The sequence below is a fragment of the Geodermatophilus siccatus genome (assembly GCF_900103785.1).
Taxonomy (GTDB): domain Bacteria; phylum Actinomycetota; class Actinomycetes; order Mycobacteriales; family Geodermatophilaceae; genus Geodermatophilus; species Geodermatophilus siccatus.
The window spans coordinates 162,408-181,150 of sequence record NZ_FNHE01000003.1 but is presented as its reverse complement, the minus strand read 5'-3'; the positions used below and the strand labels follow the sequence as shown (position 1 = coordinate 181,150).

General features: G+C 66.1%; 15 protein-coding genes. 2 read left to right on the top strand and 13 right to left on the bottom strand.

Annotated elements, in window-relative coordinates:
- Positions 1–485: 485 nt before the first annotated feature.
- The 13 genes from BLS21_RS06735 to BLS21_RS26415 form a co-directional block, all read right to left on the bottom strand.
- Positions 486–953: a hypothetical protein gene (locus tag BLS21_RS06735; RefSeq protein WP_091215536.1), complete on the bottom strand. Its 468-nt coding sequence runs from the start codon at positions 951–953 to the stop codon at positions 486–488.
- Positions 954–1,026: 73 nt separating this feature from the next.
- Positions 1,027–1,452 (bottom strand): TadE/TadG family type IV pilus assembly protein, encoded by a 426-nt coding sequence (locus BLS21_RS06730; RefSeq protein ID WP_091215533.1) that lies wholly within the window; start codon positions 1,450–1,452, stop codon positions 1,027–1,029.
- A gap of 61 nt (positions 1,453–1,513) precedes the next feature.
- Positions 1,514–1,720 (bottom strand): hypothetical protein, encoded by a 207-nt coding sequence (locus BLS21_RS06725; RefSeq protein WP_091215529.1) that lies wholly within the window; start codon positions 1,718–1,720, stop codon positions 1,514–1,516.
- Between the two features lie 29 nt (positions 1,721–1,749).
- Positions 1,750–2,691 carry a type II secretion system F family protein gene (locus BLS21_RS06720; RefSeq protein ID WP_091215526.1) on the bottom strand — a complete coding sequence of 314 codons (942 nt, stop codon included), beginning with the start codon at positions 2,689–2,691 and terminating at the stop codon, positions 1,750–1,752.
- 70 nt (positions 2,692–2,761) lie between these two features.
- Entirely contained in the window at positions 2,762–3,628 is an 867-nt protein-coding gene (locus BLS21_RS06715) for a type II secretion system F family protein (protein ID WP_245700120.1), read from the bottom strand.
- Complete coding sequence (locus BLS21_RS06710) at positions 3,616–3,963, bottom strand: CpaF/VirB11 family protein (RefSeq protein WP_245700118.1); 348 nt, start codon at positions 3,961–3,963, stop codon at positions 3,616–3,618. The genes BLS21_RS06715 and BLS21_RS06710 overlap by 13 nt, the downstream gene beginning before the upstream one ends.
- Positions 3,964–4,102: 139 nt before the next feature.
- Positions 4,103–7,033: a type I restriction endonuclease subunit R gene (locus BLS21_RS06705; RefSeq protein ID WP_091215523.1), complete on the bottom strand. Its 2,931-nt coding sequence runs from the start codon at positions 7,031–7,033 to the stop codon at positions 4,103–4,105.
- Positions 7,030–8,205, bottom strand: a complete 1,176-nt coding sequence (locus BLS21_RS06700) for a restriction endonuclease subunit S (protein ID WP_175479467.1) — start codon at positions 8,203–8,205, stop codon at positions 7,030–7,032. The genes BLS21_RS06705 and BLS21_RS06700 overlap by 4 nt, the downstream gene beginning before the upstream one ends.
- On the bottom strand, positions 8,202–9,704 hold the full coding sequence (locus BLS21_RS06695) for a type I restriction-modification system subunit M (RefSeq protein WP_091216437.1): 1,503 nt from the start codon (positions 9,702–9,704) through the stop codon (positions 8,202–8,204). The genes BLS21_RS06700 and BLS21_RS06695 overlap by 4 nt, the downstream gene beginning before the upstream one ends.
- Entirely contained in the window at positions 9,701–11,248 is a 1,548-nt protein-coding gene (locus tag BLS21_RS06690) for a type I restriction-modification system subunit M (protein WP_245700117.1), read from the bottom strand. The genes BLS21_RS06695 and BLS21_RS06690 overlap by 4 nt, the downstream gene beginning before the upstream one ends.
- Positions 11,249–11,928: 680 nt before the next feature.
- The gene (locus tag BLS21_RS06685) at positions 11,929–13,581 is read right to left on the bottom strand and encodes a UvrD-helicase domain-containing protein (protein ID WP_091215520.1); all 1,653 of its coding nucleotides are present in this window, start codon (positions 13,579–13,581) and stop codon (positions 11,929–11,931) included.
- Entirely contained in the window at positions 13,578–15,107 is a 1,530-nt protein-coding gene (locus BLS21_RS06680) for a hypothetical protein (protein ID WP_175479466.1), read from the bottom strand. The genes BLS21_RS06685 and BLS21_RS06680 overlap by 4 nt, the downstream gene beginning before the upstream one ends.
- 712 nt (positions 15,108–15,819) lie before the next feature.
- Positions 15,820–16,065: a helix-turn-helix domain-containing protein gene (locus BLS21_RS26415; protein WP_175479465.1), complete on the bottom strand. Its 246-nt coding sequence runs from the start codon at positions 16,063–16,065 to the stop codon at positions 15,820–15,822.
- Positions 16,066–16,185: 120 nt separating this feature from the next.
- On the opposite strand from BLS21_RS26415, the gene BLS21_RS06665 reads away from it, so the two are divergent.
- Both BLS21_RS06665 and BLS21_RS06660 read left to right on the top strand, forming a co-directional pair.
- Complete coding sequence (locus BLS21_RS06665) at positions 16,186–16,668, top strand: hypothetical protein (protein WP_175479464.1); 483 nt, start codon at positions 16,186–16,188, stop codon at positions 16,666–16,668.
- 501 nt (positions 16,669–17,169) lie between these two features.
- Positions 17,170–18,615 carry a tyrosine-type recombinase/integrase gene (locus BLS21_RS06660; RefSeq protein WP_091215508.1) on the top strand — a complete coding sequence of 482 codons (1,446 nt, stop codon included), beginning with the start codon at positions 17,170–17,172 and terminating at the stop codon, positions 18,613–18,615.
- Positions 18,616–18,743: the final 128 nt, after the last annotated feature.

Here is an 18,743-nt window from a genome sequence, read left to right as displayed (position 1 = left end):
CGCCGCGTGACCCGGCGACGTGCCCCACACCGGGCGGAGCTACTCCGTCAGGCAGGGCAGCGGGATCCACCAGAACCACGGCGGGTTGCAGTCCTGGGATCCGACGGCGGCTGTGGCGACCCCGGGTGCGAACAGCACTGCCGCCGCCCCCACCACCGCAACGACCGTGGCCCTGAGCACGCGCATGGTCTCCCCCAGGCTTGTCTCACCCACGGCGAGACCGTCCCGTCCCGCCAGAAGGGACGCGATGCTGCCACCCACGCGCAGCGGACCACCACCGGGTCCTTCGTCCCTGCCCGCCGCTCCGGACGACTGCCGGTGTCCCTCACCGACCGCTCGTGTCCGCGGACGGACCGTGCGCGGTGTCGCGGGGACGTCGTAGGCAGCGCCGTCCCCTGCCCACCGGCGGAGCCGTTGCGGCGTCGTCCGTGGGTTGCCGGTGCTGCAGGACCGGCAGGGCGCGGGGAACGCCGGCAATGGGCGGCTCAGGCGTCGACGTAGCGGTCGCGTTCGACGACGAACTGGCCGGTGGCGGTGTTGGCGTCGACGAACTCCGGCAGCAGCGGGATCCGCACCGTGACCGTCACGCAGACGGAGAACTCCTCCCCGCGCGCCAGCCTCGGCGTCCAGCCGCCCGCGGCGTCGCAGCCGGCACCGGCCGGGGCGTAGCCGACGTGGACATCGGTCGCGTCGACCGACTGGTCGGCCACCGCCAGCCGCGCCGCGGCCTCCGCCCGCGCCGCGCCGGTGACCGGGTCCGGCGCGGTGCCCATCGCCCGCCCGGCCTCCCGCGCGGCCGCGGTCGACGCGAACACCCCGCGCTGCACCGCCGAGAACCCCGCCACGACGTAGGCCAGCGGCACGAACACCACGATCGCGATGAACGTGAACTCCACCAGCGCCGAGCCGCGCTCCCCGGCGACCATGCCCAGCCGGGCCCGCAGCCACCTCACGCGCCCTCCCCGCCGGCGCTCGTCGGCCCCGTGCGATGGACCTGCGCTGCCCATGGTGAGCTCGCAAGCTCGCTCACCGCGCCTCCTCCACCGCCCGGCCGGTGACCTCGACCGGCAGCAGCGAGCCCAACCCGGCCAGCAGCGTGGGCACCGCCCCCGAGCAGCGGACCACCACCAGCGTCAGCCCGCTGGCGTCGACCTCCTCCACCGAGCTGCACACCAGCCCCTCGGCGGTCCGCGGCGAGGTCGCCCGCGCCACCACCGCCACCGCACGGTCGGCACCCGCGGACGAGGGCACGTCGGCGTTGGCCGCGAACCGGGCGCCGTCCTGCGCGCTGGCGGTCACCACGTTGCGCACGTGCACGTACACCGCCACCTGCAGCACGGCCAGCAGGAGCACCACGACGAGCACCGACACGAACACGAACTCCACGACCGCCGCACCCCGCTCGCCGTCCCGCTGCGAGCCTGCCAGCAGCGGGGTGGTGCGCGGCTGCAATGGCCACCCTCCAGGGGCCCGCGCCGAGCGTGCGAGGTGTGGAGAGGAGGGTGGTCCTTCTTCAGCCACCGGCCGTGACGGAGGCCAGGGCGTTGGTGACCGCGGCGACGATCGCCTCGCGGAACGGGATGAGGATGGCCAGCACCAGCGCCGCCGTCATCACCGTGATCATCACCCAGCCGGGCACGTCACCCCGCTCGGCGTCGTCCCCGCGCAGACGGTCGGCCAGTGCGGCCAGCGCCGCCAGGACCCCCGCGAACTTCGGCATGCTGCGTCCTCCCTGTCGTGTCCGCGGGCTCATCGGGCCAGCGAGACGATGCTGATCAAGCCGGGGTAGAGCGCGAAGAGGACGGTCACCGGCAACACCAGGAAGACGACCGGCACCATCATCGCGATCTCCTTGCGCCCGCCGGCCTCGAGCAGCCGGCGCTTGCCGGCCTCCCGGACGTCCGCGGCCTGCGACCGCAGCACCTCGGCCATCGGGGTGCCGCGCTCGAGGGCCACGAGCAGGCCGTCGACGAAGCGGGCCAGCGGGTCCAGCGAGGTGCGGTCGGCGAGGTGCTGGAGCGCGTCGGCCAGCGGTACGCCCGCGCGCGCCCGGCCCAGTGCCGCGCCCAGCTCGCCGGCGAGCTCGCCGCCCGACAGCCGGGTCACCCGGGCGATCGCCGCGGTCGGGCTCTCCCCCGCCGTCACCGCCAGCGCCAGCAGCTCGGCCACGACGGGGAACTCCGCCAGCAGCAGCTCCTCCCGCCGCTGCACCTGCTGGGTCAGCCACCAGTCCCGACCGAGGACGCCGCCGACCAACCCGGCCACGCACAGCAGCGCCACCGACAGCACGTTGACGTCCCCGGCCAGCAGCGAGCCGACCGTCGCCAGCAGCGCCGCGCCGAGCAGCCCGAGGCCGCCCCACACCACCTGCTCGACCCGGAAGTCCTCCACGCCGGCGTCGCTGCCCAGCGCATCCAGCCGCCGGCGCACCGCCGTCCGGCCGCCGAGGACCCGGTCGACGAAGCGGGCACCGTCGGTGACCACCGGGCCGAACAGCCGCCGGACAGCCGTGAGCAGCCCGGCCTCGGTCGCGGTGCCCAGCAACCGGGACGGCGGCGGGGTGTCGTGCACGTAGGGGGCCAGACGGTCGACCAGGCGCACCGAGCGGAACGGCGGCGCGAAGGTGACCGCGAGCAGCACCCCGCCGGCCGCGGCCAGGCCGAGCAGCATCCCCGCCGACGAGGCGCTCACTGTGTCACCCCGCCGCTCCGCGGCCCGTTCGATCCGCTCCTCGCCCGTTGGCGCTCGCTGCGATGCTCACTCACTGCAGCACCCGCACGTCCTGCGGCAGCCGGCCGATCCGCAGCATCAGGCGGTACGAGACCAGGCAGACCGCCGCGCCGCCGAGCAGGATCGCCGTCCCGAGTGCTGAGTCGTAGGCCTCCAGCGTCGTGGACTGGGTGGCCAGCAGGAGCAGCACCACCCACGGCGCGGAGACGGCCAGCCGCGCGGCCTGCACCACCCAGCCCTGCCGGGTCTCCAGCTCGGCGCGGGCACGGGCGTCCTCGCGCAGGAACGAGGCGAGGGTGCGCAGCACGCGGCCCAGGTCGCTGCCGCCGACCTCGCGGGCCACCCGCAGCGTCTCGACGATCCGGTCGCCGACCGGGTCGGCCAGGTCGTCCTTGAGCCGGTCGAGGCAGTTCCCGAACCGGCCGCTGGAGCGGTACTCGGCGGCGAACCGGGCGAACGGCGGGCGCAGCACCTCCGGCCCGCGGGTGGACAGCGCGGAGAGCGCCTCGGGCAGCGAGAGCCCGGCCCGGACGGCGGAGGCGAGGTTGTCGACGACCTCCGGCCAGACCTCGCGCAGGTCCGCCCGCCGCTTGACCGCCAGCCGGCGCACCTGGACGACGGGCAGGGCGGCGGCGAAGGCGCCGAAGAGCAGGCTCACCGTGACCGTGCCGGTGGTGAGCAGGACGACGACCGTGGCCAGCAGCCCCAGCCCGGCCTGCAGGGCGGTGAGCTGGGCGGCGTTGATGCCGGTCAGCCCGGCCGGGGCCAGCTGCTGCTGCCGGCGCGACGGCCTCCGGGTGCGGTCCCGGCGCTGCGGGGCGCGCGGGCCGCTGCGCCAGACCAGCAGCAGGCCGACGCCGAGCAGCAACCCGAGCAGGGCGCCGATCACCCGCGCCACCGCGCGTCGTCGAGCAGGGCGGGCAGGTCGAAGCCGTGGGCGGCGAAGCGCTCGGCGTGCGGCGGGTAGCCGGTGCCGCGGACCAGCTGGCCGTCGCGGGTGGTGAAGACGTCGGCGAGCTCGATGACGCCGTCCTCGGCGCGGCCCGGGACGGCGACGACCTCGCGCACTCGGCGCCGTCCGTCGGGGTCGCTGCCAACGTGCACGACCAGGTCGACGCTGGCGGCCACCGTGGGGACGACGAACGCGTGGCCGATGTTCTCGCCGGCCAGCAGGGGCAGGGTGCACATCTTGGTGACCGCCTCGCGGGCGCTGTTGGCGTGCAGCGTGCACAAGACCTTATTCGGCAGGTGGGCGTGTCATCACGTCACCGCCGAAGCCCGCTTCTCCAGTCCTAACCAGGCGATGGGCACCAGCCTGACCGCCGTGTCAACGAAGGAGAGAGAGACTCAGCAGTAGGAGGAAAAGAGGTTCTCAGTAGTACTCACGGATGTAGCCGAGCGCTCGCTCGAACACATCGTTGTCGCGGATCTTGTACTTGACGTAGAGGGTCTTGCGCAGCGCCTGCTGCACCAGTCGATCGCCTTCAGAGGTGTTCTGCCAGCCATCGAACCGGACAGACTTCACCACCTGATCTACATCGTTCACGACACGCTCCACCATGACAGGGGTGTCGGCGTCCTTCAGGGACTCGAACAGTTCGGTGAGGGCCGCCCTGCCGCGCTCCTCGCGGGGCACCTCGGCGACCTCCTTCTCGGCAGCCACGGTGTCGCGAGCAAGAGCAAACAGTTCCTTCAAGAACTCCAGGCTGGCCTGCTGCCCGTGGCTGTACTTCTCGCGAAGCGCGTTGAGCCGCTGGCCCAGTTCCACGAACTTCGGATTGTTGATGTGCTTGGCGATGCGAGCGGTGATCTGCCGCTCCAGTTCCTCCTTGACCTCCCGCTGCTTGCCGGAGGAGAGGTCCTCGATGACCTGCGCGTCGAGGATGATCGTCTCTAGATCGGTGCGCGGTACCTCGACGGTGACGTGCTCGTTGATCAGACCGAGGGTCTTCGCACCCAGTGAGTGCCAGACGAGGCGTCCGGTGAGGTCGGTCGGCTTGACCGATTCGTACACGTCGGTGAGCCATCGGTAGTTCGCCTCGTGATCACTGAGGATCGGGTCGGGACTGAGTGCCTCCCACAACTGCCCAACGATGCTGTACGCAAGGGCGAAGGCGTCCTTGGCGGCGTCGTCCGCGAGCGCTGCTTGGGCCTGGATGAGCCCTTCATAGCCGCTCACCGTTCGATCCACGCCGGGGAAGAACGACAACGCTGTCGCGATCGCTACGGGCAGTTGGTTCCGCAACTCAGCGATGTTGGTGATGACCCGCTGGACGCTCTTGTCGTCAAAGAGGAGTGCCTGCGCGACATCGTCGAAGATGCCGAGGTAGTCGATGACCAGGCCGTGGGTTTTGCCCTTTTCGGCGTACGTCCGGTTGGTCCGGGTGATCGCCTGGAGGAGCGTGTGGTCGCGGAGAGGTTTGTCGAGGTACTGGGCTTGGAGAATTGGGGCGTCGAAGCCGGTCAGCAGTTTGGCGGTCACGATGATGACCTGGAGCGGATCGGCCGGATCGTTGAAGCGGGCCAGCAACTTCGCTTCCGCGTCCTTGTCGAGCGCGAAGCAGTCCTTCCAAACCTGCGGGTCCCGTGCGTCAATGCTCATCACCACAGCCGAGGCGTCCGCCCCTAGGAGGCCGTCGAGTGCCTCCTTGTAGGCGACGCAGGCGGCCTTGTCGTAGACGACGACCTGCCCCTTGAAGCCATTGGGCGCGACCTTGCTCGTGAAGTGTTCAGCAATGTCGGCGGCGACCTTCTGGACCCGGTCCTGAGACTTGATCAACGTCTCCAGAGACGCTGCCTTCTGCGAGAGGGCCGTCTTCTCCGCCTCGCTCAAGTCGTGGCGGGTGGCGAGTTCGTTGAAGGCATCGTCGATGCCCTCTTGATCGATGGTGATCTCGCTCAGGCGGGGCTCGAAGTGCAGGGGCAGCGTGGCGCCGTCGCGGATGGAGTCCTGGTAGGTGTATCGGGACAGGTAGCCACCCTTGTCTTCTTCAGCCCCGAACGCCCAGAAGGTGTTGCGGTCCCGCTTGTTGATCGGGGTGCCGGTGAGACCGAACAAGAAGGCGTTCGGAAGCGCTTCGCGCATCTTCCGACCGAGGTCGCCCTCCTGGGTGCGGTGCGCCTCGTCGACCATCGCGATGATGTTGTGACGGTCGTCGAGGACGCCGGGCGCCTCCGAGAACTTGTGGATGGTCGTGATGATGACCTTGCGAGCGCCCTCACGGAGCAGTTGCTGGAGTTCAGCGCGGCTGTCGGATGACACGAGGTTGGGCACGTCCGCCGCTGTGAAGGTCCCCGTGATCTGGGTGTCGAGGTCGATGCGGTCCACGACGATAAGCACAGTCGGGTTGGCGAGCCGGGCCATCGCGCGCAACTTCTGGGCGGCGAAGACCATGAGCAGCGACTTGCCCGAGCCTTGAAAGTGCCAGATTAGACCCTTCTTGATCCGGCCGTTGAGAACGCGCTCGACCATCAGGTTGGCGCCCTGGAACTGCTGGAATCGAGCGATGACCTTGATCTTGCGGTGCTTTTTATCCGTGGCGAACGCCGTGAAGAATCGGAGGAAGTCCAGGATCGTCGCCGGGAACAGCACTCCTCTGATGGCCTCCTCGACGGCCGCCAGGCCCACCGGCACCGGTGCGCTGCCATCAGGTTCCTTGCGCCATGGTCCCCACATCCCGACCGGCATCCCGACCGAGCCGAACCGGAAGTCCTTGCCCTCCGTAGCGAAGGACAGGACATTCGGCACGAAGAACGACGGCACGTTCTTCTCGTAGTCGTCGTGGATTTGGGCAGCCGCGTCGAACCAGGAGTAAGCGGGCCGAACCGGGGACTTCGCCTCACCCACGACGACAGGCAGGCCATTGCACCACAGGACCAGGTCGAAGCGGCGCTCGATGCGACCGCTCGTGAAGGTGACTTCCGTGGACACCATCCACTTATTCGCCGACGCCTGGGGGTTGTCGAAGTCGATCAGTCGCACCGTCGTATGCGCTCCGCCGGGCCCGAACGGCATCGACCGATCGCCGTTCAGCCAGGCCGCAAACTCCTCATTCGCCGCAAGAAGGCTTCCCTGCCGCGCGGACAGGATGATGGCCCGCAGCCGGTGCAGGACTTCGTCAGCCCGGCTCGGTTCCGATTCGACCTCCGGATTGAGCCGGATCAGGGCCGCCTTCACCTGCGCCTCTAGAAGGACGCTGTCCGTCGTCCGAGGGAGTTCTCTTCCGGGAATGAACTGCACGTCTACCGACCCAACGAGATCGCGTACGAAGTCTCGAACCGAGTTCGCCTCGTTGAACGTCACGCGACGCTCCAAAGACTCTCCATAAGACTCGACATCATCCGTCGCTCCACAGACACTGCCTCATGCAGGACGGCCAAGGCCGACTCAAGGTCGTCCGCCTCCTTGGAGATTTGGTCGCGCTCCGTTTCTGTTAGGAGCCGAAACGGCAGAGTAGCGCACCTGACTGCCGTGAGGTGGAGAATCCCGGTTCCCTTGGCTATTCGCGCGAACTGTCCAGCCTCTTGGGCCCAGCGAGCCCACTCGCGGACCAAAGTCGCATTACTGCGACCCTCAATAGATCGAAGACGGATGAGAGTCTTCTGAAAGAAGACCTCTCGATCGCCCTCACGTTGCCAGACAGCGGAGTTTCCCAGTTCCTTCAGGGATCCGCATCCCTCAGTAACGAGCACGTCCCCCGCCTCCAGGCGAAACTTCTCCTGCTCGGCTGGCGTGAAGTTCATGACCTTCAAATCCGTCATGTCGATGCGCCCATCCTTGATGTTGGCCGCTCGCACGTACGGCAGCATGTGATCGCCTTGTTCATGCTGGGGGGCGCGCTGCCTGCCGAGTGCTACTTCGACGAACTTGTCGAGACGGTCCTGAGGACCAGCGGAGAAGACGGAGGAACGCCAAGACCGGGCCACCTGCTCCATACTTCCGAGTACCCGCTCGGAGGCCGCGACACTACGCGTGCAAGACCACAGGAGACGCGCAATCCGTTCCTGCTCCTCGACTGGGGGCAGGTCAAACTCAAACCGTTGCATCGCGCCCCAGAGAAGCCGCGGGTTCATGGACCCCGTCGCTTCTGCCATCGCAAACTCGCAGAAGCGGTCAGACAGCAGAAGGAAGGGAAGGAAGTCTTGTAGGAGTCCGTTCTTGGAGATGGCGTCCAGTACATAGGTCTTGTCTGCTACGACGCCGCCGAACTGCGGGATGGCTACTTTGCGCAGATACGGTCTCGCAGAGATGAAGAGGACTTGCCCCGGATGGAAGACGTAACGGAAGGTGGATCCCATCTGCCCGTCGTTCACGTCGCCCCAACGTTCGACCATCGGCGATCCAGAGTCGAAGTGCCCTCCGGCGACGTAGCGATCGACAGTTCCGGCCTGCGGATCGACCTGCTGCCTGGAGCGGGCAATCACATCGCCGAGGCGGACGCGCTTCCACGTGCTCTTGTCAAGGTTCAGGCTCACTGACGCATCCCCTCTCGACGCATGCCGAGCACCCGGTTGATCGCCGAGTCGGACTCTGCAACCGCCTGCCGCCACAACGCGACGGCATCGTTGACCAAGACCTGCTCGTTGACGCTCGGGGCCGCTGACTCGCTGACGTAGAGCGGGATCGCGAGGCTGTGGTCCTTCTCGGCAATCTCGTCAAGCGTGGCGACGTGCGCGAAACCACCTTGGTCCGCGAACGCCTGATAGGCCGTCAAGATCATCTGTTGATGGCTGGTGCGGAGGAAAGACTGGGCCTGCTCGCGCACGTACTGTGTTCTAGCGTTGATGAAGAGAACCTTGCCGCGTCGATCGGCTGGCTTGTCTGCCCGCAGAATCAGTAGGATGGCTTCCATCCCCGAGTTGTAGAACAGCCCTGGCGCCAACCCGATCACGCATTCGACCAGATCGGATTCCACCATGGCGCGCCGGAACTGGGCCTCTGCGAACCGGGTCAGGACACCATGAGGCAGCAAGACCGCCGCGCGACCAGTTCTCCGGTTTAGGCTCTTGGCGATGTGCTGGATGAAGGCATAGTCCGCCGTTCCTTGTGGCGGAACACCCCATGCATTGCGCCCGTAGGGGTCCTTCGTGAACGACGCACGGTTCCATGCCTTGATGGAGTACGGCGGGTTCGCAAGGACGACGTCGAAGGTGCGCAGTTGTCCGTGCGCGTCGTGGAAGGCCGGCGCTGCGAGGACGTCGCCGTGGGCGATGTGACCGTCAACAACCCCGTGCAAGAAGAGGTTCATGCGGGCGATAGCCGAGGTGCCGTAGTTGAGTTCCTGGCCGTATAGGCGGAGGTTGCGCCACTCTTTGCCCTGCCGCTTCACCTCGGCGGCGGTCGAGATAAGCATGCCGCCGGTCCCGCAGGTGGGGTCGTAAATGGACTCTCCCGGTTCCGGCTGGAGCATGAGAGTCATCAAGTGAACGAGTGTGCGGTTGGTATAGAACTCCTGCGCGGTGTGACCGGAGTCATCAGCGAACTTCTTAATGAGGTACTCGTACCCTTGCCCAAGTTCATCTTCTGGGAGATTTGCCACCAACAGCGTCTTCTTGGAGAAGTGCTCGACGAGGTCGTTGAGTGTGGAGTCCGGCAGGAGGTCCTTGTTCCCCCAGTCACCGTCCCCGAAGACGCCGTATAGGCTGTCAGGGTTAGCGGCCTCGATGGCGCGCATTGCCTTAAGCAGCGTGGCGCCCTTGTTGCGGGTGGTCGCACGGATGTCTTTCCAGTGGGCGCCCTCGGGGATGGCGAAGCGGTGATTCTCAGGCAGGTCTGCCAGTTCTTCGTCGCCATAGACCTCAAGTGCAGCGGCGTGCTCCTCGTCATAAACGTCGGACAGGCGCTTGAGGAAGACGAGGGGGAAGATGAACTGCTTGTAGTCACCTGCGTCGATAAGGCCACGAAGGAGTACGGCGGCGCCCCAAAGGTAGGACTCCAGTTCCTGCTGTGTGATGCGCTGTATCGGGGCGCTCATGTACCCAATCCCCACTTGACGAGTTCGGCCTCTAGGTCGGCACGGGCGGCCGAAGCCAATCGCTGCGCTTGTTCCAGGCCAGCAAGAGATTCCTCAAGAGTTGATCCGTCACGGTCGTCTGTGGGGTCAACGTAGAGCGGGATGTTGAGGTTGAAGTCGTTAGCCGCGACGTCTGACAGGGACGCGACATGAGCGAAGCCGGGCTCGTCGACGAAGGCTTGGTATGCCTTCAGGAGCGTCTCGGCATGCTCAGGGTCGAGCGTGTTCTGATTACGCCCTCTGTTGAAGAGCATCTCTCCGTTAAGGAAGAGGACCTTGTCCTTCGTAGTGGCGGGCTTGTGCTGGCGCAGGACCAGCACACAGGCGGCTAACCCGGTTCCGTAGAACAGGTTCGGCGCCAGGCCGATGACGGCCTCAATCTTGTCGGCCTCTATGAAGTGTCTGCGGATCCGGGCCTCCGCCCCGTGCCGGAACAGCGCGCCCTGAGGAAGAACAACGGCGACACGGCCGGTACGGGAGGTCGCCGAGGCGGTCATGTGCTGCACCCAGGCCCAGTCTGCGTAGCCCTTCGGGGGCAGGCCACCGAGCGCGTTGCGGCCCCAACGATCCGCCGCCCACTCGGACTCGCCCCAGTTCTTGAGGGAGAACGGCGGGTTGGCGATGACGCAGTCAAACTGGGCCAGGTGGTCTCGATCAAAGAAGGCCGGATCGCGGAGTGTGTCCCCGCGGACGATGTCGAAGTCCTCGACGCCGTGCAAGAGCATGTTCATCCGGGCGATGCCGGAGGTGGCCAGAACCTTCTCCTGGCCGAACAACTTGCCCCAGAGCAACTGAGGGCGGCCACCGTTGCGCTTCACGTGCTCAATGACCTCAATGAGCATGCCGCCGGTGCCGCAGGCAGGGTCGTAGACCGTCTCGCCCTCCTGTGGGGCAAGGATGTCTACGAGCAAGCGCACGATCGAACGTGGGGTGTAGTACTCCCCAGCCTTCTTATTGGACTGGTCGGCGAAACGCTTGATAAGGTACTCGTACGCCTGTCCGAACACGTCCGGCGATACAGCCGCATTGGTTAGCGGCCTCGTTGAGAAATGTTCAATGAGGTCAAGAAGTCGCGCATCGGACAGTTTGTCCTTGTTCGTCCAAGAGGCGTTGCCGAAGATGCCATAGAGCGTCAGAGGGTTGGCCTTCTCAATACCTCGGAACGAGGTCACCAACGCCTGGCCAACATTCTCTGTCCGCGAGCGGACGTCCGCCCACAGGCAGCCTTCGGGTATCGCAAACCGATGATTCTCCGCGAACGCCGCAAACTCATGGTCGCCCCCGGAGTCGGCCAGGGCGTCGCGGTACTCCTCCAGGTACACATCGCTGATTCGCTTGAAGAACATCAACGGGAAGATGTATGCCTTAAAGTCGGATTGGTCGATAGTCCCGCGCAACAGGTCCGCTGCCCCGGCAAGGTGGTTCTCCAGTTCCGCAAGGCTCAGCGGCGCGGGAGACTCCGGTATCAGCGCCATCGCAAGCGCACGGGCACCCTCTTCCGTCACTTGGGTTCCCGACGGCCGCTGCTCAGCGGGGCATCCACGACCGCCATAGCGAGTCCGTGCTCTTGCTTGGACTGGGCACGCGTTCGCACGTTGGTGTCCTCCCCCGTGAGTCTGGCGCTCGATCGCGCACCACGCTTCGTGCGCGGCGCACCGCCGAAGGTAACCGGTCACTGCCTGGAGTCTCGGGATCCGGATGGGGCGGCGCTGGCTCCTACAGTCTGGCGGGCAGCAGTCGGCCAACCCTTGCGCCTCGCGGCGAGCGTGCGCGCTCGGCTCTAAGCGTCAATCGCAGTCAGGCCCTGACTCCTCTGCCTGGGCGCCATACGGGGCGCTCCGCCAGATGAGCAGACACCCGCGCTGCGACCCCCTCAAGACTCGAAAAGACAGGTCGCTCCCATGCCCTCGGCTGCCATGGGCTAGCGAACGGGCACTCGCTCCATCCGAGCCACTCGCGGCAGGAACAGAGGACGTCGAACTTGTCACCGGAGGACAGTCGCGCCCGCGTGACGGAGGTGAGCCCGTCGTCACTCTGGAACTCTCCGCCGAGCCCGAGCAAGATCGCAATCTGCTCGGTCGTGGGCGTCGTCACGGCATCGGTCTACCCCACCGCTTCTCCTCTGCCAACCACTGGCGGGCCGGTAGGGGCTCCCGCTATGCCCGACTGCCCGCCAGACCGACCGTCAAGGCTGAGACTTCTCCACTGCTTCCACGAGCGGTCGCCACAGTGCGTGGACTTCTGTCCCGCATACGATGTGTGCTTCTTGCCGGGCCCTTGTCATCACCACGTACAAGAGACGTGAACCCTTGGGGAAGGGCTCCCTCTCCCGGCCATGCCATTCGTCCTCCTGAAGTAGGAGCAGAGTAACGTCCGCTTCCCGGCCTTTGGTCTGATGAAGGTTCATCACCTGGACTTGCCGGGCGGCCTGGCGATGGCAGTTGAGCAAGGTGTCGTCATGCGCCTGTCCGAGTTGAGCCTCGACGGCAGCGATGCTGCCGGTGCTGACGTTCAGCAGGTTGAGGGCACTGCGAAACTGGGCCGACGCTTGAGTCCAGGTCTCTTGTCCGCGCTCCATACCGACATGGGCGTATGCCTCTCGGACGTGCTGGGCAAGGGCTTCTACGTCTCTTAGGTCCCCGGCGGTGACGAGGTTGTTCGCGAGGTCTTCGATCTGCCGTTCTAGGGCTGGATTGGTTCGGTCAAGCACCTGCTGCGCAAGGTCAGGCAGGGTCTTGCCGCGATAGTTGGCGGTCATGTAGACGGCTAGCGCTCGGCGTGGGGCGGCCTCTTGGCGCCAGGCGTACCGCAGGAGTTCTAGTTGGGCCGAAAGCGCCTCGCCATGCGCCTCGCCGAAGCCGACTTGCTCGTGCCGCACGTCTGCGTCGGTGAGGGCGTCGGATAGGTCGGCCGTTGCATTGTTCGTGTGCGTGAAGATGTTGACCGTTCTGCCTTCGTGCCGTGCTCGGGCGGTCAGGTCAACTATCTCTGCATAACCCTTCGGGCTCCTCTTCCGGGTCACTCGAAGACGCCCTGAGGATGCCGCCGTCGCGACGTATGGGTGTGAGAACTTCCGGCGCAGAGCAGCAGCGGCGGCGGCGGGCAGGACCTGGCTTGGGTCCCGATGACTCTCGGCTGACAGGTCAACACGTTGGGCGCCCGGCAACGCGCACGCGTCAGCGATACGGACCTCCGGATCAATCCTCTTCATGTCAGCGTAGATGCATTGGTTGGCATCGCCGAGCAGCATCCGTGGCGCTGCGGGGGCGATCTCCTGCATGAACTCCCATTCCAGGTCGTTCGTGTCCTGAAACTCGTCGCAGATGACAAGGCAGTAGCGGTCGTCGTAGTGAGCGCCAACGTTTGACAGCGCCAGCAGTTTGCGCGCCGCAGGGATCAGTTGCTGGTAGGTGAGCCCCTGCGGGGCGCCGGGCACCTTGGCGCTGGCGGCGGAGACGACCGACTGCGGCGGCGGGTATCCGTAGTGGGCGCCGAAGTCGTTGATCACCCTCCACGCGAATCCGTCAAAGGTCGCCACGTCGAGGCGCTGGAGCGTGGGGCCGATGACACTGCTGGCCCGATCGATCACCTGAGCGACAGCGGTGCGCGAGAACGACAAGAAGAGGGCTCGCGCCGGAGGTCGTTGTTTCGCTCGCTTGCCACTGAGCAGAGCATCCCGCCTCACCCGGAGGCGTTCCGACTCTGCATCCTCGATGCGCTTCCTAGCCGCAACGGCTGCCGTAGTGGTCTTCCCCGTACCGGCTCCACCCAACACGACTAGCACAGGGTCCGTGGCGTTGATGACCTTGATCTGCTCAGGGGTGGGCGTGTACGTCACTGGCTGTCCGTCGTCTCTAGCGCGGAGACGAGCAGGGTCTTCGCGCCCGAATGTGAGGGATTACTCCCCTGGGCGATCGCGTCCAGAGCACGGCAGGCCAGTGTGGGGAGGAGGCGTGTCTCAGCGACCAAGGCTGACAAGAACTGCTCGTGGTAGCCGTACTTGTGCAGCGCCTTGATGATCGCCGTGAGCGCCTCGGCGTCATTCGTTACCGCAGCCAAGGGATCTGTGAAGCCATAGAGTGGCAGCGTCGAACTCGCTGCACGAAGCGCTAACGAATCGAATCCCATCACGATGGCCGCTTCGATCGCGACGCCGTCAGGCAAGCGAACTACCGCATCGCAGGCTGCCTCGATTGCCTTCAGTTCTGCGTCTGTCTGTGTCGACGACTTGTCGCCATCCACTACGGCAACGACGTGGAATCCCAACTCATGAGCCAGTTGGGCAACTTTGGGAATCTGTGCAGTGCCTCCATCTCCGCCCATGCCCGCAGCAACTAGGCGAACCCCATGAGCAGACATGCGGCGCTGGGCCTTCCGGTGCCGGTCGACAAAGCCGAACGCGGCCACGTCGTGAGGCCCCTCTGTTATAGCAACGCTCGGCGAGGTGACCGCGGCCAACAGTTGCGTATGGAGTTGGCGGAGAGCAATGAGGTCCTTCTTGTCACGGGGACGCCCCAGTTGGTGGTGCTTTCGTGCACCGTCATGCCGCGTCAGGCGCACCAATTCGGCAGGTAAGAAGGCCCGGACCACGTCAGGGCGCCTTGTCGAGAGCCACGCCTGTCCAGCCTTGGAACGAATGATCCCGGCCAGGTGCTCTGCTGTCGGAGCATCCAGTTGATCTCCGAAGTCATCAGACAGAACGACCGCGCCCGGAACCTGTGCCTGAAGGACGGCTTCAGCGGCCGAAATAATGGCAGCGACCGTGCTTCCGTGGCTTATCAGCGGAAGGGTGCCAGCACCATCCAGCCGGAGCGCTGGCTGGACCGCCCGCAGAAGGGCGCTCAAACTGCCGTCCTCCGCGGCGAAACTGACATGCTCCGACGTCGTCTTGAAGTCTCCAAGTCGGCCGCCAAGTGCCGCCGCATCTAGGACTGCGTCTACGGCCTCCGTGACGGTCGGCTCGCTTCCAAGCATGGAAGTCGCGACGGCAACCGAGTCGGCCAGACGCTCAAACGCGGCCAGCGTCTCCGCGGGGTCGCGATCCGACAGGATCCGACGAAGCGCGCCCTCGGCTCGCAACTGAAGCGGCTGGCCAGGCTGCAAAATCACCACAGGAAGTGCTCGACGGACGGCCGCAGGAACTCGAACGAACTGCCCCGATGCAGGATTGCTCCTGACCGGGTAGTAGACGAAGTGATCAAGAGCATCGGTGACAGCGTCATACGTCAAGCGATACGCGAGACGGACACAGAACCTCGCGCTCGGCGCCGGGTCCCCAGTAGCCGCCAGCCCTTGCTCGTCCTGGGGCTCCAAGAACCCGTCGAACAGTTGCTGCACCTCCGGGTCGAGGTCGATCAGCGTCACCTCGACGAGGCACTCATCAGCGCGGTAGACGGTCTCCTCAGGGACCGCGTTAGCGGCAGCACTCTGAAGTTCCGACTCAGCGATGTCGGATGCGTCCGGCTCCGTGGCTTGATGCAAGGCCGAGGCGGGAGCGGCCCCACTGGAGCCCCACTGGTGGAGGTCGCTGAGACGAGGCTGGGCGCGTGTGCTTCCCGCATCCAGTACACAGCGGAGGGCCGCGATGATGTCACTGCGTCCCGACCGAGGAACGCCAGCCAGGACGACATGACCGCGAGGCTTCAGGTCGAGGGACGACCACCCTCGGAAGTCGTGAACCTTAAGTTGCGAGACGCGCACCATCAGGTTCTACGCGGTGTCACCGTCTCAGCGCTCGCTGTTCCGGTGGCGTGTCGCCGCTCGGGGCTTCACCGAGTGACGAGTGACGTACAGCCGCGCGGTGGCAGACGCGCTCGGCGGGCGCCTTGAGCATTGCGGCGGCGCCAGAGACGGTCCCGGTCCCGGAAGCGCCTCACGGCAGGACGACACCTCCCGCGAGAAGCCTCAAGAGGTCCGCATCGAGTCCGACGCCTCGCAGGACGACTCCGTGGACCTGGGAGCCGTGACCGATCACCAGACGGAGCACGGCCGCCGGGAGCGGTGAGGGCTAACCCTCCGGGCGCCGCGTCGTTAGGGCCGTATGCGACAGCAGGCGCCGGCCACGCCGGGCGCCTCGTTAGTCCGGCATCAGGGTCCGAGCCTGCACTTGGAGCGCGTCCCCGATCGCGTAGATGGTCGCGACGGTCGGGTTGGCGGCCCCGCGTTCGATCCGCTGGATGTGTTCGGCCCCAACGCCTGACGCGTGGGAGAGCGCTTCTTGGGTCACCTCTGCATGCTGTCGTGCCTGGCGAACTCGCTCTCCTAGGGCCTTGCTTCTCTCGGGAGACAGCCTGACGTGAGGCGTGGACTTGCGGCCGGGCACGACATGTAACCGTCTGCGGACTCCCAGCCGGTCACCACAGCATTTATGCTGGGTTCGGGTGTTGATCGTCTCCTTGGATCGTTGCTGGGGAGGCGGGCGCTCGCGACCGTGAGGAGGCCCATGCCCCACGCATCGGACGGCTGCACCTGCTGGCGCGCGGCGACGGAGACCGGCGAGAGCCACACGGCTGCTTGGCTAGGTATGCAGGAACGCATCGTCGTGGTCACGAGGGATGGACAGCGAGTGACGGGCCGCCCTGTAGGCCCGATCTGGTTCCGGGACGAGGGTGCGCCAGAGGGGGAGGCACGCCTTCCCGGATTGGATGTCGAGTTGGATGACGGGGCGTACTTCGGCATTCCCCTCGCCGACGTGGTCTCAATAACGCCGCTCGTCTCTCCAGACCCCCTCAAGATCGTGGAATCGGTTGCGCACGTGCTTCGCAACCCCCTTGACGTCGAGGACGGCATGACGGGGTGGACGGCCATCGGTGGGCCTCATGAGGTCGTGCAGATCGAGGTGAAGGTGCGACGCGTGGGGTGCCAGGCCACCACGCCTCCGCCACCTCACTTCCAGATCCTGGCGGAAGACCTTCCACCTCGTTGAGCCGACCCCAGGGTGAGTGGCCGCACCCTGGGGTCACGGGCCTCCTGGAGCGGACCAGGAGGCTGCCCGAGCCGCGGCGACCGCGGGCGGGACCGCCCCGCCCTAGCCAGGACCTGGCCCGAACTGAGCCCATCCCGCGAGTCACCGTGACCCTTGGTCGAGCCGCTTCTTGTTGCCGACGTCCGGAACTTTCCTTGCTACGCAAGGGAAATGTGGGATTCGTACCGGCAGTGCTTGACACAATGGCTGCATAAGGCCGGTACGCGCAATCCGGGCGCATGCCGGAATGGGTTGCCCTTGGCGCAGTGGGTAATGTAGAAGAGCCCCATGGATGCGCCATCACTCGCTCTTCATTGGTCCGGTCCCATGTCTCGCTCAAGACGTGACACTCGCAGGCCCGACAAGGCGCGTGATGGCCTTCCGACCGACCCCGCCGACCGGGCCTGCTGCTCCGAGGACCAGCGACTCGGGCTCCGTTGACCCGCGGCAGCGTCACCGATCATGGAGATGTTTCACACCGACCCCGACGTGCTCCGAGCGTCCCCGACGCTGGGTGATCCGGTCGAAGGCAAGCGGCTTGCGTCCGTCCTGACCGATGCGCTCCTAGTCCCACCGGGGATGCCCTTCTTCATCGGGGATGACGGCTCCTACGACCTCCGGCTCAGCCAGTGGACGCGCTCACTGCCCACGAGCGGAGCGCCAGCGGCGAACACGTGGAAGGCATACGGCAGGGACGTTCTGACGTGGGCGCGCTTCCTCCGAGAAGCGCGAGGCAAGGGCGTCTGGGAGGCGAACGAGGATGACCTTGTCGCCTACTACGCGGCGCGGCGCCTGGTGAAGCCTCCCGACGGCAAGGCCATCTCTTCGACGACCTGGGACCGCGGCATTGCAGCGCTGGACAACCTCTACAACTACGGGAGGCGACAGGGCTGGACCGCCGACTTGCCCTTCCACTACAGAACTGTCCGCTATCGGCTGGCGTCGGGAGGATTTGCGTCCCGACAGGTCAATAGCGCCTATGAATTGAACGGTGACGTCGAGGGGGCCAGGTATCTGACTGTTCCCGAGTACCGCCACTTCAGAGACGTTGGAATGAAGGGGAAGTTGCTCAGTGGCGCCGATGACCCTCGGTCCCGTTTGAGAAACGCCGAGCGGAACGCTCTGATGTGTCAGACGCTAGCGATGACCGGCATGCGGCTACGTGAAGGCGGATCCCTCACAACGGCGGACTTGCCACCGAAGATTCCTGGCATGGTCCAGCGCACGCAGGTTTTCCGGCTCGCTTCGGCCGTCGCCAAGCGCAGGCGGGGGCGTCGCATCCGGCTACCGTGGCGCATCTATCGCGGGCTGCATGAGTACCTCTCCATTGAGCGTGGGAATGCGATCGCGGTCGGGCGTGGGCGCGGGATCTACCTGACGGACGATTGGCTGGCGTGTAAACGCGTGGGGGCTGGCCGCGTTGAGATGAGGAGTGGCGACGGAGGGCTCAAGGTCTACGAGTTGCGGGACCTTGATGTGGACGAACGTCTCCGACTGCTACTCGTCTCCGACACAGGCGAGCCGGTAGAACCGCTGGCCCTCTGGCTCGGCGAGGACGGTGGTCCGATGGCGCTCGACACGTGGGAGGGCATCTTCCAGTCGGCGAGCGCTCGATGTCAGCGACTCGGGCTAGACATCGGAGCAACGCCTCATACCTTGCGGCACACGTTCGCGGTTCACATGCTCAGCCGACTGGTAGAGGCCCACGCGGCGCTGGCTCGGGAGGGAAGGCGTAGCGCGTATGCCCGACACCTGACCGAGCCGTTGAAGAAGTTGCAGAGCATGCTTGGCCACCGACACCCGACCACTACCTTGCGCTACCTCGACACGTTGGCTGAGGCCCAGGAGTACCTCGACGACGCAGTCGAACAGTGGGAATCCTTAGTGGCCGAGAGTGAGGCCGCGTGAGGAGGGCAGTCGAGCGCGGTCGGCGCACGGTTCGATTCAGTCCGGCCGTCGCTGAGGAGCCCGAGTCGGCCCCGAGGGCGCTGGCATTACTGGTCCTCACGGTCCGGCTTCCTGGTCGAGCGGATGTG